This window comes from Pseudomonadota bacterium (genome assembly GCA_038533575.1).
Lineage (GTDB): Bacteria > Pseudomonadota > Alphaproteobacteria > Rhodobacterales > Rhodobacteraceae > Shimia_B.
In genome coordinates this window covers 806,190-823,175 of the sequence record JBCAYL010000001.1, presented here as the reverse complement: position 1 = coordinate 823,175, position 16,986 = coordinate 806,190, and the positions used below count along the sequence as shown (strand labels likewise).

Sequence of the window (16,986 nt, the reverse complement as noted above, 5' to 3'; positions counted from 1 at the left end):
CTTCGGCCACCATGCGCTCGCAAGATGCGGGCTTCGGTGTTCGTGGCTTTCGCCGCCTCGGACTGCGCGCCTCATAGGGCGTCAAAAATACAGCACCACGCGGCTCTCTCCACGCGGAGGGTGCCGTATCGCGCCGGTCGCCGTCTAAGTCAAGCGATAAGGGCTACAATTCCTGCTGTGCCATGAAGCGCCCCGCCGCCGATCCGAGATCGTAGGAGATGTCGCTGAAAAGCGCGTTGAAGCTCGCCATGATCACGGTGTTGAGCATCTGGCCATCTGCCGTCTTGGACAGCGCGATATAGGCCGCGAGGTCTTCCTCCGGGAGCGGACGGTAGGCCGTCATCAGGTAGGCGTAGAGCCATGAGGACACGTCCGCCTCAACGGCCTCGTCCCCGGCCCAGAGCTGCGCGATGAGCGCGTTGAGACTGACCCCATCGAAACCGCCCGCCGTGTGCACGCCGAGCGCGAAGGCCGCATTGGACTCAAAGGCACCTTCGACGTTCTGCCCCACGAGATCGTTCACTTCGGTGAACTCCATAACCTGTGCGTGCAGCACGGGCTGGGTGTCCTCGGCATCCTCGAAGAGCTCCAACGCGATCTCTTCCATCTCCGGCTCGATGAACGCGCGCCGGGCGGAGACTTCCAGCGCCATGATCCGTTGGCCCACATCTCCCTCGAGAAACGCGAGCAAGGGCGCGAGGTCCCGGCCTTCGAGCCTGCGGCGCATTTCACCGTTGAGTGCGGCTTCGCGGGTCTCCCATTCATAGATGCGGCGCACTTCCGAGGCCCAGGCCTCGCCGCCCCGCCCGGGGAACATGCTGTCTTCCAGCGCAAGGGCCGTGGCAGATCCTTCCTCCACGAGGATCTGCACGACCTCGCCGATCTGGAGCGCGTCGAGGAGCCGGTCCACCTCGTCGGCGGCGGCAACCGCAGGCAGGGCGAAGAGGGCCGCGGCCCAAATAACCCGCATCAGATGTCCTGCTGCGGATAAAGGTCGACCATGCGGGCCGCCAGGGTCTCGAAACGATCCGCCTGCAGCTGGAATTGCACGGCATTCATGAGCTCGTAGACACGCTGCATCAGCGGTTCGCGCAGGGCCTCGAGATAGGCCAGCATCTCCTCATCCGTGAAATCCCGGTAGGTGAAGGCCGCGTTCGTCACCGACCCGATGATCATCGCCTGCTCCATCTCGGCCGCGCGCGACAAGAGAACGGCACGCAGCTCCTCCTCGCTCCATTCGGTGTCGACGAGGCCAGCCCCCTGCGCCGCCATCAGGAAACGGACCTGCACCTCCGTGATCGACCGGATGGAGTTCTCGATGGAGCCGATGGCCGAGGACATGTCGCGGAAATACTGGATCTTGGGGCTATCGGCCTCGAGGAGCTCCGCCGCGATTTCCTCTCCCGCCATGGCGCTTTCCGCGCTGTCATCCATGTGCGCCGCGTTCTCGGCCTCCACGAGGCGCTGCCCGAGATCGGAGGCATAGAAATCAGCCGCGTGATTGAGCATGTCGTCGTCCATGGTCTGCTCGAGGATGTCGAGCGCATCCGAACGGAGGCCCTCGCTCGCGAAGACCTCGTCAGCGAGGCGGGTCCAGTCGGCGCCGAAATTCTCCTCGCTCAATCCAAGCATGGACGGCGCCTGCCCCGCGCTGAGCCGGAGGCTATCGAGGGCCACGTCAAAGCCCGTCACTTCCATGAAGGCCGCGATCTTGGCCCGGTCTGCCGCCAGGGCCGGGGCGGCGAGCGATGCCGCCACGGCGATCCCCGCAAAGACAGTTCGGATGAAACTCATGCTGCTCTCCTTTTCGGCTTTGCAAAACGGTATCTCAGGGGCGCGGTTTATCAAATGGCAAAGCCGCGCTGAATGGCGCTTGCTCCCTGACGATGTCGTGTGTATCCCGCCGCCACCCAGACCGCGGAGAGGTGCCGGAGTGGTCGAACGGGGCGGTCTCGAAAACCGTTGATCCTTCACGGGGTCCCAGGGTTCGAATCCCTGTCTCTCCGCCACTTTTCCCGCTTGTGTTCCATACGATGATGCTTCGCCGTCGTGGCATGCGGCAGGCCGTGCGCGTCCTGCTCCATGGATGGTATTTGTGTGCGGTGCCTTCGAGGCGGTCTGATGGCTTTTCCTACAATTTTCATCAATCAGCTTAGGGTCTCAAAGATATTTCCAAACAATTGCTTATGGACTTTTCTTGAGATGCCGGGCGCGATGGCCCGCGTGCCTTTAATGCCCCGTTAATCACCTTCAATCAGAACGAATACAGAACGTATTTTATGTAAGGTGGCGCCTTGGTCCGTTTCTCCGAGCTCGATCCTCTGATCGATGTCCTCCCCCTGCCCGTCTTTCTCGTCGATGTCTGCCGCGATGACGTGTTTCGCATCTTGAGGCTCAATCGTGCTCATTGCCGTGTCACCGGCCTCGAGGAGACCGCGTCCCGGCACAAAACGGTCGCCCAACTGCTCGGTGATCCCGCGGCGGCGCGCACGGTGGATGAGCGATATGCAGCCTGCGTCGATGCCAAAGAGGACATGGAGTACGAAGAGGAGCTGGTTTTTGGCGACCGTCGCATCGCCTTCACCACCCGGCTCAGCTTCAATCGGGACCCGGAGACCGGCCGTGACGTCATTTTGGGCGTCGCAAATCCGCTCCTATCGAAGCCAAGCGATCTCGCGGCCAGCGACCTGCTGCACGACCTCTCGATCCTGCGGATGAATCTCGCGAAACTCGGCACAGCCCTTTCATCACTCAGCGACGCGCCGGCGCCCGGGTCGGTACAGCTTTCGGCGCTCCGGACAGTGGCGCGCATGACCCAGCAGTCTGCCGATGATCTTTCCGCGAAGCTCTCACGAAACGACACGTGGGAAAGGCCGGACAAGATGCCCGGCACCGTCCAGTCTCTGCACCGATGCCTCGCGGAAATCGCCTAGCTGCGGCTCAACGTGCGGGAAATCGCGTCCTTCCAGCCCTCGTAGCGCGCTGAGCGATCGGCCTCGTCCATCGCGGGCGCAAATCGACGATCCAAGGCCCATGCCGCGGCAAAATCCTCTTGCCCGGGGTAAAGACCCGCCCGCTGCCCCGCGAGCCAAGCAGCGCCGAGGGCCGTCGTTTCGAGGACCTTTGGCCTGTCCACCTCGGCGCCCAGGATGTCGGAGAGAAACTGCATCGTCCAATCGGATGCGCTCATGCCACCGTCGACGCGGAGGACCGCATCCCCGTTCATGGCGTCGTGCGCGCCCATATCCGCGCGCATCGCTTCCCAGAGGTCCCTTGTCTGGTATCCCACGCTCTCGAGCGCAGCCTTCGCGAACTCGGCCGGGCCACTCCCCCGCGTGAGACCGTAGATCGCGCCCCGGCAATCGGCATCCCAATAGGGCGCGCCAAGGCCTGTGAAGGCGGGCACAAGGTAGACGTCTTGCCCCGGATCCGCCTTTTCGGCGAGCGGCTGCGTCTCCTTGGCCTCGCGGATGATTTGTAGGCCATCGCGCAGCCATTGGACCACCGCACCGGCGATGAAAATCGAGCCCTCGAGGGCGTAGGTCGTCTTGCCGCCAAGCCTGTAAGCGATTGTCCCGAGGAGACGGTTCTTGCTCTCAACAAGCGTTTCACCGGTGTTGAGGAGTGCAAAGCACCCGGTGCCGTAGGTGGATTTGAGCATGCCAGGCTCGAAACACGCCTGCCCCAGCGTCGCGGCCTGCTGGTCACCGGCCACACCGTAGATGGGGATCTCGGAGCCAAAGAGATCCGGCCGCGCCGTGCCGAAATCCGCGTCGCAATCGAGGACCTCGGGAAGCATCGACATGGGGATGCCGAAGCGCTCGCAGATGGTCGTGGACCAGCGCCCCTTGCGTATGTCGTAAAGCATGGTGCGGGCCGCGTTGGTGGCGTCCGTCACATGCCGGGCGCCGTCGGTGAGCTTCCAGATCAGGAAGCTGTCGATCGTCCCGAAGGCAAGCTTGCCCTCTGCCGCAGCCTCTTTCGCGCCGTCGACTGTCTCGAGAATGTGGCGCACCTTCGTGCCGCTGAAATAGGGGTCAGCGAGCAGGCCCGTCTTTGCGGTGATCGTCGCCTCAAACCCCTCTTCGCGCAATTCGCGGCAAAACGGCTCTGTCCGTCGATCCTGCCACACGATGGCGTTGTGCACGGGCTTGCCCGTCTCCCGATCCCAGACGACCACGGTTTCGCGCTGATTGGTGATCCCGATGGCGGCCATGTCGGCCGCTTTCAGATCCGCCCGCTCGAGAACGGCACGCGTGGTGGCGACCACGGTGCCCCAGATGTCCGCCGGGTCATGCTCGACCCAGCCCGACTGCGGATAATGCTGGGGGAATTCCTCCTGCGCCGTGGCGATCGGCGCCATGTCCTTGTCGAAGATGATCGCCCGGCTCGACGTGGTGCCTTGGTCGATGGCGAGAATGTAGCTCATGCGGCCTCCGCTTGCTTGAGCGCGCGCGTCACCCACTCGTCAAGCGTCTTGATCTCTTCTTCACTCAGCCGAAGCCCGAGCTTCGAACGGCGCCAGATGGCGTCCTCGGCGGTGGTGACGTATTCGTTGGCGATGAGCCATTCCATCTCGCGGGCCGTGAGCGTCGCGCCGAAGGCCTGGCCGAGGTCCTCTTCCTGTTTGGCGTCGCCAAGAACCTCCCAGGCATCCGTCCCGTAGGCGCGGATGAGCCTCTTGGCCCAACGGTCGCTGAGGAAAGGATAGTCGGACTGCAGCGCCGCAATCTTGGCCTCGACCTCGGACACTTTGAAATCTCCGCCGGGCATGGGAACCCCCGCTGTCCACGCCGGGCCGGGGATCTTGATCGCCTCCTCCAGCTTCTCGATCGCATGCTCGGCAAGCTTGCGGTAGGTCGTGATCTTGCCGCCGAAGATATTGAGAATGGGCGCCCCGCCCTCGGTGTTGAGGCGCAGAACGTAGTCCCGTGTCGCCGCAGACGCGGACGATGCACCATCGTCGTAAAGCGGGCGCACCCCGGAATAGGACCAGACGACATCCTCGGCAGTCACGGGCTTCTTGAAGTACTTCGTCGCGAAGGCGAGCAGGTAATCTCGCTCCTGCTCCGATATCTCGGGCTTGAGAGCGGGATCGGAATGATCGGAATCGGTGGTGCCGATGAGCGTGTAATCCGTCTCGTAGGGGATCGCGAAGATGATGCGCCCGTCTTCCCCCTGGAAGAAATAGCACTTGTCGTGATCGTAGAGCCGCTTTGTGACGATGTGCGAGCCGCGCACGAGACGGACGCCCTCGAGCGTGTTCTGTCGCACCTTCGCGCGGATCACGTCCTGGACCCAAGGGCCGGCCGCATTCACGAGCGTGCCGGCCGTGATCTGGCGTGTGCCGTCCTTGTCTTCGAGCGTGACGGTCCAGTGGTCCGCGCCGCGTTCGGCACTGATGACCTTCGTACGCGGCATGATCGTTGCCCCGCGGGCCTCGGCATCCCGGGCGTTGAGAATAACGAGCCGGCTGTCTTCCACCCAGCAATCGGAATACTCGTAGGCTTTCTCAAATCGCTCCTGCAGGGGCGCGCCCTCGGGCGACCCGTGAAGCTTGACCGTGGACGTGGCGGGCAGGATTTTCCGACCGCCGAGATTGTCGTAGAGAAAAAGCCCGAGCCGGATCAGCCAGGCCGGGCGCCGTCCCTTCATCCACGGCATGACCGTGGAGAGCAGCTTCGAGGTCGGCGTGGTCGATTCAAAGCGCATGTCCTTGTGGTAAGGCAGCACGAAGCGCATGGGCCACGAGATGTGGGGCATGGCGCTCAAGAGACGCTCGCGTTCGATGAGGCTCTCGCGCACCAGCCGGAACTCGAAATACTCGAGATATCGCAGCCCGCCGTGAAAGAGTTTCGTGGAGGACGACGAGGTCGCCCAGCCGAGGTCGTTCATTTCAGCCAGCGCAACGTTCATGCCGCGCCCGGCCGCGTCTCGCGCGATGCCGCAGCCATTCACGCCGCCACCGATGATAAAAAGCTCGTAGTCTGCCATGGGTCATCCCCCCTGCAGGTGTGTCCGTTCAGTAAACTATTTGCGCTTGGTCATGGTTTCCCATGACAGCGGCGGGTTTGCAAATCAGGCGCGATTTCAGCCGCGGAAGCCCGTCGCGACGACAAATTTCTCGCTGGAATCGGAGCGCGAGGCCGGTGGCTTCACATTCGCGACCTTGGTAAACCTTTGCTTGAGAAGGGCCTGGAGCCCGCCCTCTGCGCCGCCGGCAAGGACCTTGGCGACGAATGTCCCCTGCGGCGCCAAGACGTCGAAGGCGAGCTCCGCTGCGGCCTCGCAAAGCGCCATGATGCGGAGATGGTCCGTCTGCTTGTGGCCCGAGGACGCCGCGGCCATGTCGGACATGACCACGTCCGCCTCGCCGCCCAGCCAGTCCTTGACCTTGTCGTCAGCCCCTTCATCGAGGAAATCCAGCACGTGAAGCTCGGCCCCCGCGATGGGCTCCACCTCCTGCAAATCCACGCCGAGCACCGTCCCACGCGGTTTTCCGGCCATGTCTCCCAAGGCGTTCACGCGCGCGACGGCCACCTGGCTCCACCCGCCGGGCGCACAACCCAGATCGACCACACGCGCACCCGGCACGAGAAATCGGTGCTTGTCGTCAAGTTCGAGGATCTTGAAGGCGGCACGCCCACGATATCCCTCTGCCCGCGCCCGCTTGACGTAGGGGTCGTTGAGCTGCCGTTCGAGCCAGCGCGTGGAAGAGAGCCGTCGGCCCCGCGCGGTCTTGACCTTGATCTTCAGGTCGCGCTTTCCCCGGCCGCTGTCATTCTTTGCCATTTGCCTCAATTGCCTCGCATCTCTTGGCGGCCATTATCCCGGCCTTAAGCCCGCCCGCTGCATACCGCGTCCGGTGTAAATGGTGAACGGGTCCCGCTCCGGCGGGAGAGCCGGGGTAAGGCGCCGGTGTCTTCGGGCACCGGCGTTGCCTCAGCTGAAGCGCAGAACGCCATCCTCGCTCATCTGCGCGTAAAGCAGGCCCTCGCGTAATCCCCGATCCGCCACCGACAGCCGGTCCGTCGGCCAGACACGGAGCACCGCCTGCAAGATCGCCGCGCCGGACATGATGAGTGCATGACGGTCCCGCCCGATCCGGGGATCCGTCCGCCGGCCTTCGGGGCCGAGGGACAGGTAATCGCGGATCACCGCGTCGATCTCGTCAGAGGTCATGGTGAGGCCATCCACCTTGGTGCGGTCGTATCTCTTGAGGCCGAGATGGCTTGCGGCCACCGTCGTCACCGTCCCGCTCGTGCCCACGACCTGGAAGCCTTCCCGCGCATTCTCGGCGTTGTAGGGTGTGAACTCCGCGAGGTTCTCCTCGAAGAACCAGCTCATGAGCGCGAAGCGCGCCGCATCATCGCTCACATCATCGAACTGGTCGCGCAACGTGGCCACGCCGAGCGGCACCGAGATCCAGTCAACGACCTTGGCGCCTTCATGGGGGCCCTCGAAGCCGGTGTGGAGGCCCATGATCGCCTTCTTGCGTCGCTGGGGCGGGACGTCTGAGAGATCGATCCAGACGAGCTCTGTCGAGCCGCCGCCGATATCGACGACGAGCAGCTGCTCGGCCTGCCTCGAGACCAGCGGCGCGCAGGAGATAACCGCGTAGCGTGCCTCGTCCTTGGGTGCGATGATCTCGAGCGCGAGCCCGGTCTCACGCCGCACATACCGGACGAAATCCCGCGCATTGCGCGCCCGGCGGCAGGCCTCGGTCGCGACGAGCCGCATGCGCGATACGTTGTGCTGCTTGAGCTTGTGCTTGCAGATGCGCATCGCCTGCACGGTCTTCGACATCGAGGCCCGAGACAGCTTTCCAGAGGTCTCCAACCCAAGCCCGAGCTGCACGGGCTTCGAGAAGCTGTCCAGAACCTCGAAACCATTACCCGAAGGCCGGGCAATGAGCATGCGACACGAATTCGTCCCCAAATCGAGCGCCGCGTAGAGCGGGCCCTGGGGCGTTGGGGGCGATGCCGACGGTTCGACCGTTTCCGGGAGCGCGCTCGCATCGCCCGAGCGCTGTGGCGCCATCGTTTGCGCCTTTCATAACGAGTTGAGATGAAAGCTAGTGACGAATGCGTGATGACGCAACAGGTAGGGTGGCGTGGGCCGTCGCGGGTGACGGTCGTTTTGTCGAAAATGAGCCATGCCGATCCGCGCGGCGTCGGTATTGAGGATGCAATGAAGGGGAGAGCAGAGATGCCCGACGTCACGGTCGTCTACTGGCGTGATATTCCGGCGCAAGTCATCGTCGGCAAGGGCCGCCGCGGCGCGAAAAGGCAGCTGCCCGAGCGATTCGAGCAGGCCATCGATGCGGCTGCCATGCGCCTTGGAGCATCGGACACGGATGCTTATCTCGCAGAGTGGCGGAAGGCGGCGCCCTACCCCGTCGACGGCGATCCGACCGAGGTCGCCGAGGCGGAGGCGGCGCGGCTCGACGCAGAATACGACAAGGCGCGGCTCGTGGCGCTCGTGCAGAACCGAGGCAAGGCCTGAGAGGGAACCATGGGACTTCTGAATTTCGCCCGCAGCGAACAGCCGGCGGCCTCAAACCCGGAACTGGAGACCTTCCTCGAAGGCTTCTCCATCGAGGTGATGCCCCGCACGGCCGAAAAGATCGATAGCTTCCGGGAGCTCCTCCCCGAGGGCACCCGGGTCTACGTTGCCCATATCGAGGGCACACCCATCGAGGATATGGTCGCGACAACCAAACGACTGGCCGACGAGGGCTACCCGGTGATGCCGCATTTTCCGGCGCGGATCATCAAGGACGAGGCGACGCTGCGTGACTGGATCGCGCGCTACCAGGGCGAGGCGAATGTCGATCAGGCGCTCCTCCTCGCGGGCGGCGTGACAACGCCCCACGGCGATTACGACAGCTCCATGCAGCTCCTCGAAAGCGGCGCATTCGGCGATGCCGGGTTCAAACGGCTGCACGTGGCCGGGCATCCCGAAGGCAATCGCGACATCGACCCCAGCGGGGGCTCCGCCAATGTCGACGCTGCCCTCCGCTGGAAGCAGGCATTCTCGGACACGAACGATGCAGAGATGGCCATCGCCACCCAGTTCTGCTTCGAAGCCGAACCGGTCATCGCATGGGCAGATGCGCTCAAGGCCGCGGGCATCACGATCCCGATACACATCGGTGTGGCGGGGCCCGCCAAGCTGCAGACCCTGATCAAGTTCTCCATCGCGTGCGGCGTCGGGGCCTCGCTCCGGGTGCTGCAGCGGCGGGCAAAGGACGTGACGAAGCTGCTCCTGCCCTTCGAGCCCACGGAGTTCATCGCCGAGCTGGCCGCGCACAAAGCCGCACACCCCGACTTCAACATCGAAGCCGTTCACTTCTTTCCTCTCGGCGGCATCAAGACGAGCGCCACCTGGACACAAACCCACGGCGGCGCCGCAGGCCGGCCCGCCGCATAAAGGACCCTGAATGACCCGGACCGTTATCGAGTCGAAATCGAAGACCGCAATCATCGGCTTCGACCAGCCCTTCTGCGTCATCGGAGAGCGCATCAATCCCACGGGACGCAAGATCCTCAACGAGGAGCTGGAGCGGGGTGACTTCTCCCGCGTGGAGGCGGATGCCTTGGCGCAGGTCGCCGCGGGCGCCAACGTCCTCGACATCAACTCTGGCGCGGTCTTCTCCAACAAGATGGCCGAGGATCCGCGCTACGCCGACAACAACTTCGTCGAGCCCGGGCTCATGAAGGCGCTGGTCGAGCATGTGCAAGCCGTCACCCATTGCCCGCTCTGCATCGACAGCTCGGTGCCCGGCGCGCTGGAGAACGGCCTCGCCGCGGCGGAGGGCCGTCCTCTTCTGAATTCCGTGACCGGCGAGGAAGAGCGCCTCGAGGCGATCCTGCCGCTCGTCAAGAAGTACAACGTGCCCGTGGTGGCAATCTCGAACGACGATACCGGCATCAGCGAGGACCCCGACGTCCGCTTTGCCGTCGCCAAGAAGATCGTCGACCGCGCCGCCGATTTCGGCATCCCAGCCCACGACATCGTTGTCGACCCGCTCGTGATGCCCATCGGCGCCATGGGCACGGCCGGTCTCCAGGTCTTCACGCTCGTCCGCCGCCTACGCGAGGAGCTCGGCGTGAACACGACCTGCGGCGCCTCCAACATCTCCTTCGGGCTCCCGAACCGGCATGGGATCAACAACGCCTTCCTCCCCATGGCGATGACCGCAGGCATGACGAGCGCCATCATGAACCCGGTCGCCCTGCCCGTGGGCGCCAAGCGGCTCGAGGAAAAGAAGGCTGAAGTGGCCGCGGCGGGGATCATCCTGCCCGACGGCATGGACGACGAAGCCTTCTGCGCGCTCTTTGGCCTGGGCTCGACGAAGCCCCGACCGGGCAAGGAAATGGAAGCCATCCGCGCCGCGAACTTCCTCACGAACAATGACGAGGGCGGCGCGGCGTGGATCAGGTTCAACAAGCCTCCCGGCGAGGCCGCGGGCGGGCGTGGCGGTCGCAGACGTCGCCGCGCCTAGACCGCGGCATCCCTCTGCCTCAAGGCCTTGCGCATGGGCCAGAGCACTGCAGCGAGGAAGACAAGGTTGAGGGCGACGTTCATCGGAGCGCCCGCCACCACCGAAAACGTGGAATCCACGGCGAACCAGCTGAGCGCTGCGTTGCGTATGACTGCGCGCGCAACGCTTGGGTGATCGCCCAGGAGCTGGGTCGCCACCGTCCAGATCGCGGCACCGAAGCCCACGGTGAGGCCGCCGGCAATGGCGAGGAGAAGGCGCGTTGCCGGTTCCGGGGGCCGTGGCGCGCCGTGGAACGGCCAGTGCGCGATGTCGAGGAAGATCGCAGATGGCCAGTAGAGCGACGGCCACGCTCCCGCGGCAAGGACGATGCCGGTCACGGCGAAGAGCAGGCCTGTCGTGCGCAGGGATTTCTGTTCTCGGGTCATGGGAAACGCCTCCTTGGTCGACAGGAGGTCTCGCGCCCGCGCGTCAGCAAAACAATTACCTTGGAGGTAACTGACCAGCGCACCGGCCCCTGATAGGCTCGGGGCATGGAAAGCTTTTCCGATCTGCTGCGGCACTGGCGCAGCCTGCGCCGCCTCAGCCAGCTCGATCTCGCGCTCGAGGCCGGCGTCAGCGCGCGGCATATTTCATTCCTCGAAACCGGGCGCGCGCGGCCCAGCCGCGACATGGTCCTCCATCTGGGCGCGATACTTCGCGTCCCGCTTGACCGCCGCAATCAGATGCTCGGCGCCGTGGGTTTCGCACCGAAGTTCTCCGCGCGCGCGTGGGACGATGCGGAGATGGCGCCGATCCGCCGCGCCGTGGACTGGACGCTCGAACGCCACGCGCCCTATCCGGGCATCGCCATCGACAAGCTCTGGACGATCCGGCGCATGAACGCGCCCGCTCGGGCGATCTTTGGGGCCATGGGTGCTGTTGAAGGCGCGAGCATGATCGACATCGTGCAGCGCCGCGAGGTTCAGAGCGCCATCGAGAATTGGCCCGAAGTGGCGCGCCATCTTGCGCTGAGGCTCCGGGCCGAAAGTGCGGCTCAAGGGGGCATCCCGAAGCTCGATGACGCCGAAAGGCACCTTTCAGGCGCCGCTGGTCCGAGCGGAGAAGGCGCGCCAGCGGTGCCGACGATCTTCAAGCTGGGCGGCGAGCGCCTGGCGCTGGTGGGCACCATCGCGCAGTTCAGCTCCACGGGCGACAGCGTCGTCGAAGAGCTCAAGATCGAGCTCTTCTTTCCATCAGATAACGAAGCCGAGCGCATCCTCCGCGACTTGGGAGGTGCTGCGACGGATCAGCGGTAGAGAAGCGACATCCCGTTCGAGAAGAGGTGAATCTTCTCCTTCGCGGCGGTCAGCTTTGGCGAGGTGCCGCGAAGATCCCTATGGATCCCGGGCAGTTTGCCGATGACAGGCGAGGCTGCACCCTCGTCCTTCACGAAGTAGAGCAGCGTCACCTCTCCAAGGGCTTCAGTGATCTCCACCTCACCGGAATAGGCATAATTCTCGCCATCGGTTTGCACCATGTCCTCGGGGCGGATGCCGACATTGACCTTGAGCCCCTCGTCCGACGCCTTCGTCGGGATGGCGGCCTCGATCACGCCGCCACCGCGATCCACACGCACCTTGGTGACCTCGCCGGTCTCCACGACCTCGCCGGACAAAAGGTTCATCTGCGGCGACCCGATGAATTGCGCCACGAATTCGTTCTCGGGCGTCTCGTAAAGCTCCAGCGGCGAGCCCACCTGCGCGATGCCCTTGTTGGCCAGAACCACGATGCGCGAGGCCAGCGTCATGGCCTCCACCTGGTCATGGGTGACGTAGATCATGGTGCTATCGGGCATCTGCTCCTTGAGCTGCGCGATCTCGATCCGGGTGGCCACCCGCAGGGCGGCGTCGAGGTTCGAAAGCGGCTCGTCGAAGAGATAGACCTTCGGGTCGCGCACGATGGAGCGGCCGATGGCCACCCGCTGGCGTTGACCGCCGGAGAGCGCCTTCGGCAGGCGGTCGAGATACTCGGTGAGCTGCAGCTTCTCGGCGGCGTAGGCGATCGCCTTGTCGATCTCCGCCGGGCTCTTCTTGGCGAGCTTGAGGGCGAAGGCCATATTATCGCGCACCGTCATGTGCGGGTAGAGGGCGTAGGACTGGAACACCATCGCGATGCCACGCTCGGAGGGGGGCACGTCGTTGACGACCTGCCCGTCGATCTTGAGCTCCCCGCCGGTGATCTTCTCAAGCCCGGCAATCATCCGCAGAAGCGTCGACTTTCCGCAGCCGGAGGGGCCGACGAATACGATGAGCTCCCCCTTCTTGATATCGAGATCGATATTCTTGAGCACGTTGACCGTGCCCCCGTAGGTCTTCTCAACGTCCGTGAGCAGAAGTTCGGCCATGTCTTCCCTCTCCCTTTATTTGCGTTTTTTGTTCAGTGCGATCGTGGCCTGCCAAGGCCCGAGGTGAAGCCGGAAGTCCGGCCCCGGTGCGATGGAGCCAAGCTCCGATCCGATGGTCATCCAGTCGCCGTCCGGCACATCCACCGACGCGGGCTCGTCGCTCATGTTGAACGCGCAGAAGAGCTCTTCTGTCGGGTGCGAGCGTGTGAAGCGAAGGACCGTGCCATGCGCCTCGAGCTCGGATTGCTCTCCCTGCCGGAGCGCGGGATGCGCGCGCCGGAAGCTCAGTGCGCGGCGATAATGATGAATGAGCGCCGCGGGATCTTCCTCCTGCGCCGTCACGGCGTGGCTGAGATGCTCACCGGGAACCGGAAGCCACGGCAGCGCGTCCGTGAAGCCGCCATTGGTGCTCTTTCGGTCCCAGACCATCGGCGTCCGGCAGCCGTCCCGGCCCTTGAACTCCGGCCAGAACTCGATGCCGTAGGGATCCTGCAGCGCCTCGAACGGCACGTCCGCCTCCGGCAGGCCGAGCTCCTCACCCTGGTAGAGACACAGCGACCCGCGAAGGCAAGTCATCAGCGTATGAAAGAGCCGCTGCGCATTCGGCCCGAGGTTCCAGCGGGTGGCGTGGCGCACGACGTCGTGGTTGGAAAATGCCCAGCAGGCCCAGCCTTCGGGGGCAGCGGCATCGAAATGCTTGAAGACATCCGCGACGAATTGTGCCGTGGGGCGGTCACCGGACAAAAGCTCGAACGCGTAGCACATGTGCATGCGCTTTTCGCCTTTTGTGTACTCCCCGAGGATCTCCAGGCCCTTCTGGGCATCGCCAACCTCGCCCACGCATGTCGTGCCGGGAAACTCATCGAGAAGCGCGCGGAAGCGCTCGAGGAAGGTGATGTTCTCCGGCTGCGTCTTTGAATAGAGGTGAAGCTGGTGATTGTAGGGGTTCACCGACGGCGCGATCGTCGCGTTTCTGAGCTCCGGCGGGCAAGGCGGATTGTCCCGCAGGTCCTTGTCCGCGAAATAGAAGTTCACGGTATCCAGACGGAAGCCATCGACACCCCGGTTCAACCAGAAGCGCGTGACGTCGAGCAGCGCGTTTTGCACGTCGGGATTGTGGAAGTTCAGGTCAGGCTGCGAGACGAGGAAGTTGTGCAGGTAATACTGCTCTCGGCGGGCGTCCCACTGCCAGCCGGAGCCGCCGAAGATCGAAAGCCAGTTGTTCGGCGGCGTGCCGTCGGGCTTCGGATCGGCCCAGACATACCAATCGGCGCGCGGATTATCGCGGGAGGCACGGCTTTCGACAAACCACGGATGGACGTCGGAGGTGTGTGACAGAACCAGGTCGATCATGACCTTGATGCCCCATTGATGGGCCGTGTCCACGAGGATGTCGAAATCGGCGATCGTCCCGAACATCGGGTCGACATCACAATAGTCGCTGACGTCGTACCCGAAATCCTTCATCGGCGACTTGAAGAACGGACTGATCCAGATCGCATCGACACCGAGCGAGGCGATATAGGGGAGCCTTTGCACGATGCCGAGCAGGTCTCCCACGCCGTCACCGTTCGAGTCCTGATACGACCTCGGATAGATCTGGTAGATCGCTGCGCCGCGCCACCAATCCGGGTCGGTCACGACGCGCCCCGCCATCTCTTGGGCCTGCTGGTTCATTCTTCAGTCCGTTGTCTTGCGAGCATTGTGGGTGGTGCCCCGGGCCATAAGCCCGGGGAGAGCTTACTTGACCGAGCCCGCCAGAAGGCCGCGCACGAGATACCGCTGCAGCGCGAAGAACACGACCAGCGGCACTGCGATGGAGACGAAGGCCGCCGTGGCGAGGATTTCCCAGTTACCGCCCCGCGTGCCCAAAAGCTCCACGATCGCGTTCGTCATCACCGTGGTCTGTCCGGTCGAGTCGATCAGGAAGACGCGCGCCACGAGGAGGTCATTCCACGTCCAGAGGAACTGGAAGATCGCGAACGACGCCAGCGCGGGGAAGGACAGCGGCAGGATGATCCGCATGAAGATCTGGAAATCCGTGGCGCCATCGACGCGGGCATTCTCGATGATGTCCCGCGGCAGGCCAGCCATGTAGTTGCGCAAGAGGTATATCGCGAGCGGCAGGCCGAAGCCCATATGCGCGAGCCAGACGCCCACATATCCTTTCCCGATCCCGATCCAGTTGTGGAACTGAAGAAGCGGGATCAGCGCGAGCTGTAGCGGCACGACGAGGAGGCCCACGACGACGGCCACAAGCAAGGCCCGGCCCGGGAACTCCATCCACGCCAGCGCGTAAGCTGCGAAGGCTGCCACCAGGATCGGAATGATCGTCGCCGGGATCGTCACGGTGAGTGTATTGAAGAAGGCCGGCGCCATGCTTTCGTTCGAGCCCTCGAAGAGCATGTAATTGTAATTCTCGAAGGTGAATTCCGGCGGGCTCGAGGCCGTGGTGAAGACACGCGGAAGACGTTCGCCTTCGAAGCTGACCGTGTTGGACAGACGGAACGCGCCGTCTTCCTCGATCGTCAGCATCTCACCGCCGCGGAGTTCGGCCGTCTCACCGGGCGCAAAATCCTCCGGTGCGCGTGAGGACCAGCCCCAGGCCGTCACGACCGTATCCGTGTTATCGAAGAGCTGACCTTCGATGACGAAGAGGTCGCCTTCCGGCGTTTCCGTGCCTTCAAGGCGGATCGCGGGGTTCTGCGCTTCTTGCGTGGACAGGGCCGACCACCAGCCCGAGCTCGTGATCTGATCCGCCGTCCGGAACGAGCTCACGAAGAGACCGACCGTCGGGAAGAGCCAGAGGAAGACCAGGAAGAGCACGGCGAGATTGGTGACCAATCCGAGCGAGCTTTTCTCCCCGGCGATCCCGTCATCGGACGCCTTGCCGGTGTAGAGCCCCTTGATGACCTGCTGAGCAGAGGTGACAAAGCTGCCCCGATTGGGGCCTTGATCGTCTATAGCAGCCATCAGCGTGTCTCCTTGCGAACTTGGATGATGTTCCAGACAAGGATCGGGGTGACCATGAGCATGATGACCATGGCAGAGGCCGATCCCACGCCCCAGTCATTGGCGCGGAAGAGCTTGTCGAACATGTAGTTGGCGAGAACCTGTGTTTCCCATTGCCCGTTGGTCATGGCGAACACGATGTCGAAGACCTTGAGTGTGGCGATGGTGATCGTGGTCCAGACCACGACGATCGTGGGCATGATCTGCGGCACCTTGATCTTGAAGAAGATCGAGAAGGGCCCTGCCCCGTCCACGATCGCGGCCTCGACCGTTTCTTCCGGGATGCCGCGGAGCGCCGCCGACAGGATGACCATCGCAAATCCCGTCTGGATCCAGATCAGGATGATCATGAGAAAGAAGTTGTTCCAGAACGGCACGGTGATCCAAGTGATCGGTTCACCGCCGCCCATGGCCATGTAGATCGCGTTGAGCACACCGATCTGGTCGGTCCCCTCGGGCCGCGCCTCGTAGACAAGCTTCCAGATCACCGAGGCGCCGACGAACGAGATCGCCATGGGCATGAAGATCAGCGATTTCGCGATATTGCCCCATGCGAGACGGTCGGTGAGCTGTGCGACAGCGAGACCGAAGGCCGTCGATGCGGCAGGCACGACGAGGAGCCAGAGGAAGTTGTTGCGGACGGCTTCCCAGAACTTTGGCTCGTTGGCCATCTGCTGGTAATTCTGAAGACCGACAAACGCGTTGCCCGCGTCACGGTCGAGCACGGAGAGCCGGATAGTTTCGAAGACCGGGTAGGCCAGGTAAAGGCCGAGCGCCGCGAAGGCGGGAAAGAGAAAAAGCCAGGGCCGGATCATGTTGGCGCGGTTGATGTTGCGCCCCGCGTTGGGCCCCTTGGCAGGAAAGAGCACTTTGTCGAGCACCCAGTTCGAGCCGTAAAAGTACAGCCCGCAGGCGGCCACTGCGAAGATAATCGTGAATAAGCCGAGCAGTGCTGGATGCATGGTGCCCTCCCTTGGCTATGGTGTGAGCGGCCCTTCATTCGAACGAGGGCCGTCTCTGAAACCAATGTGCCGGACGTCGTATCGGTTCCGGCATGGTGGAGGATGGCTCCACCCATTGGTGT

16 protein-coding genes and 1 tRNA gene are annotated in these 16,986 nt (G+C 63.7%); 6 read left to right on the top strand and 11 right to left on the bottom strand.

Translation table 11 applies throughout. The annotated features are described in order from the left end of the window. Positions 1-163: 163 nt before the first annotated feature. Positions 164-970, bottom strand: coding sequence for a hypothetical protein (locus tag AAFM92_04235; protein MEL7299574.1), 807 nt, complete (start codon positions 968-970; stop codon positions 164-166). After that, positions 970-1,794, bottom strand: coding sequence for a DUF2059 domain-containing protein (locus tag AAFM92_04230; GenBank protein MEL7299573.1), 825 nt, complete (start codon positions 1,792-1,794; stop codon positions 970-972). The genes AAFM92_04235 and AAFM92_04230 overlap by 1 nt, the downstream gene beginning before the upstream one ends. Before the next feature lie 125 nt (positions 1,795-1,919). On the opposite strand from AAFM92_04230, the gene AAFM92_04225 reads away from it, so the two are divergent. Both AAFM92_04225 and AAFM92_04220 read left to right on the top strand, forming a co-directional pair. Beyond that, positions 1,920-2,009, top strand: a tRNA-Ser gene (locus tag AAFM92_04225). A gap of 285 nt (positions 2,010-2,294) precedes the next feature. Continuing rightward, complete coding sequence (locus tag AAFM92_04220) at positions 2,295-2,933, top strand: PAS domain-containing protein (GenBank protein ID MEL7299572.1); 639 nt, start codon at positions 2,295-2,297, stop codon at positions 2,931-2,933. Here AAFM92_04220 and glpK read toward each other — a convergent pair. From glpK to AAFM92_04200, 4 genes are all read right to left on the bottom strand, one after another. Next, on the bottom strand, positions 2,930-4,429 hold the full coding sequence (gene glpK / locus AAFM92_04215) for a glycerol kinase GlpK (GenBank protein ID MEL7299571.1): 1,500 nt from the start codon (positions 4,427-4,429) through the stop codon (positions 2,930-2,932). The genes AAFM92_04220 and glpK overlap by 4 nt on opposite strands. Further along, positions 4,426-5,994: a glycerol-3-phosphate dehydrogenase gene (gene glpD / locus AAFM92_04210; protein ID MEL7299570.1), complete on the bottom strand. Its 1,569-nt coding sequence runs from the start codon at positions 5,992-5,994 to the stop codon at positions 4,426-4,428. Before glpD ends, glpK begins: the two co-directional genes overlap by 4 nt. A 96-nt stretch (positions 5,995-6,090) precedes the next feature. Further along, complete coding sequence (locus tag AAFM92_04205; GenBank protein ID MEL7299569.1) at positions 6,091-6,792, bottom strand: RlmE family RNA methyltransferase; 702 nt, start codon at positions 6,790-6,792, stop codon at positions 6,091-6,093. 150 nt (positions 6,793-6,942) lie between these two features. Continuing rightward, positions 6,943-8,040, bottom strand: a complete 1,098-nt coding sequence (locus AAFM92_04200) for a Ppx/GppA phosphatase family protein (GenBank protein ID MEL7299568.1) — start codon at positions 8,038-8,040, stop codon at positions 6,943-6,945. Between the two features lie 168 nt (positions 8,041-8,208). On the opposite strand from AAFM92_04200, the gene AAFM92_04195 reads away from it, so the two are divergent. The 3 genes from AAFM92_04195 to AAFM92_04185 are packed head-to-tail and all read left to right on the top strand — an operon-like array spanning position 8,209 to position 10,507. Then, positions 8,209-8,505 (top strand): virulence factor, encoded by a 297-nt coding sequence (locus tag AAFM92_04195; protein MEL7299567.1) that lies wholly within the window; start codon positions 8,209-8,211, stop codon positions 8,503-8,505. A 9-nt stretch (positions 8,506-8,514) separates the two neighbouring features. After that, entirely contained in the window at positions 8,515-9,432 is a 918-nt protein-coding gene (locus AAFM92_04190) for a methylenetetrahydrofolate reductase (GenBank protein ID MEL7299566.1), read from the top strand. Between the two features lie 10 nt (positions 9,433-9,442). Further along, positions 9,443-10,507 (top strand): methyltetrahydrofolate cobalamin methyltransferase, encoded by a 1,065-nt coding sequence (locus AAFM92_04185; GenBank protein MEL7299565.1) that lies wholly within the window; start codon positions 9,443-9,445, stop codon positions 10,505-10,507. On the opposite strand, the gene AAFM92_04180 is transcribed toward AAFM92_04185, so the two are convergent. Next, positions 10,504-10,932, bottom strand: a complete 429-nt coding sequence (locus AAFM92_04180; protein ID MEL7299564.1) for a hypothetical protein — start codon at positions 10,930-10,932, stop codon at positions 10,504-10,506. The genes AAFM92_04185 and AAFM92_04180 overlap by 4 nt on opposite strands. 105 nt (positions 10,933-11,037) lie before the next feature. Between AAFM92_04180 and AAFM92_04175 the strand changes: the two genes are divergently transcribed. Next, positions 11,038-11,802 (top strand): helix-turn-helix domain-containing protein, encoded by a 765-nt coding sequence (locus AAFM92_04175; protein ID MEL7299563.1) that lies wholly within the window; start codon positions 11,038-11,040, stop codon positions 11,800-11,802. Here AAFM92_04175 and ugpC read toward each other — a convergent pair. The 4 genes from ugpC to AAFM92_04155 form a co-directional block, all read right to left on the bottom strand. Next, a complete protein-coding gene (ugpC, locus tag AAFM92_04170; protein MEL7299562.1) occupies positions 11,793-12,890 on the bottom strand; it encodes a sn-glycerol-3-phosphate ABC transporter ATP-binding protein UgpC in 1,098 nt (365 codons plus the stop codon). The genes AAFM92_04175 and ugpC overlap by 10 nt on opposite strands. A gap of 15 nt (positions 12,891-12,905) precedes the next feature. After that, the gene (locus AAFM92_04165) at positions 12,906-14,567 is read right to left on the bottom strand and encodes an alpha-glucosidase (GenBank protein ID MEL7299561.1); all 1,662 of its coding nucleotides are present in this window, start codon (positions 14,565-14,567) and stop codon (positions 12,906-12,908) included. Positions 14,568-14,630: 63 nt separating this feature from the next. Then, on the bottom strand, positions 14,631-15,863 hold the full coding sequence (locus AAFM92_04160; GenBank protein MEL7299560.1) for a carbohydrate ABC transporter permease: 1,233 nt from the start codon (positions 15,861-15,863) through the stop codon (positions 14,631-14,633). Continuing rightward, positions 15,863-16,864 (bottom strand): sugar ABC transporter permease, encoded by a 1,002-nt coding sequence (locus AAFM92_04155; GenBank protein MEL7299559.1) that lies wholly within the window; start codon positions 16,862-16,864, stop codon positions 15,863-15,865. Before AAFM92_04155 ends, AAFM92_04160 begins: the two co-directional genes overlap by 1 nt. Positions 16,865-16,986 lie beyond the last annotated feature (122 nt).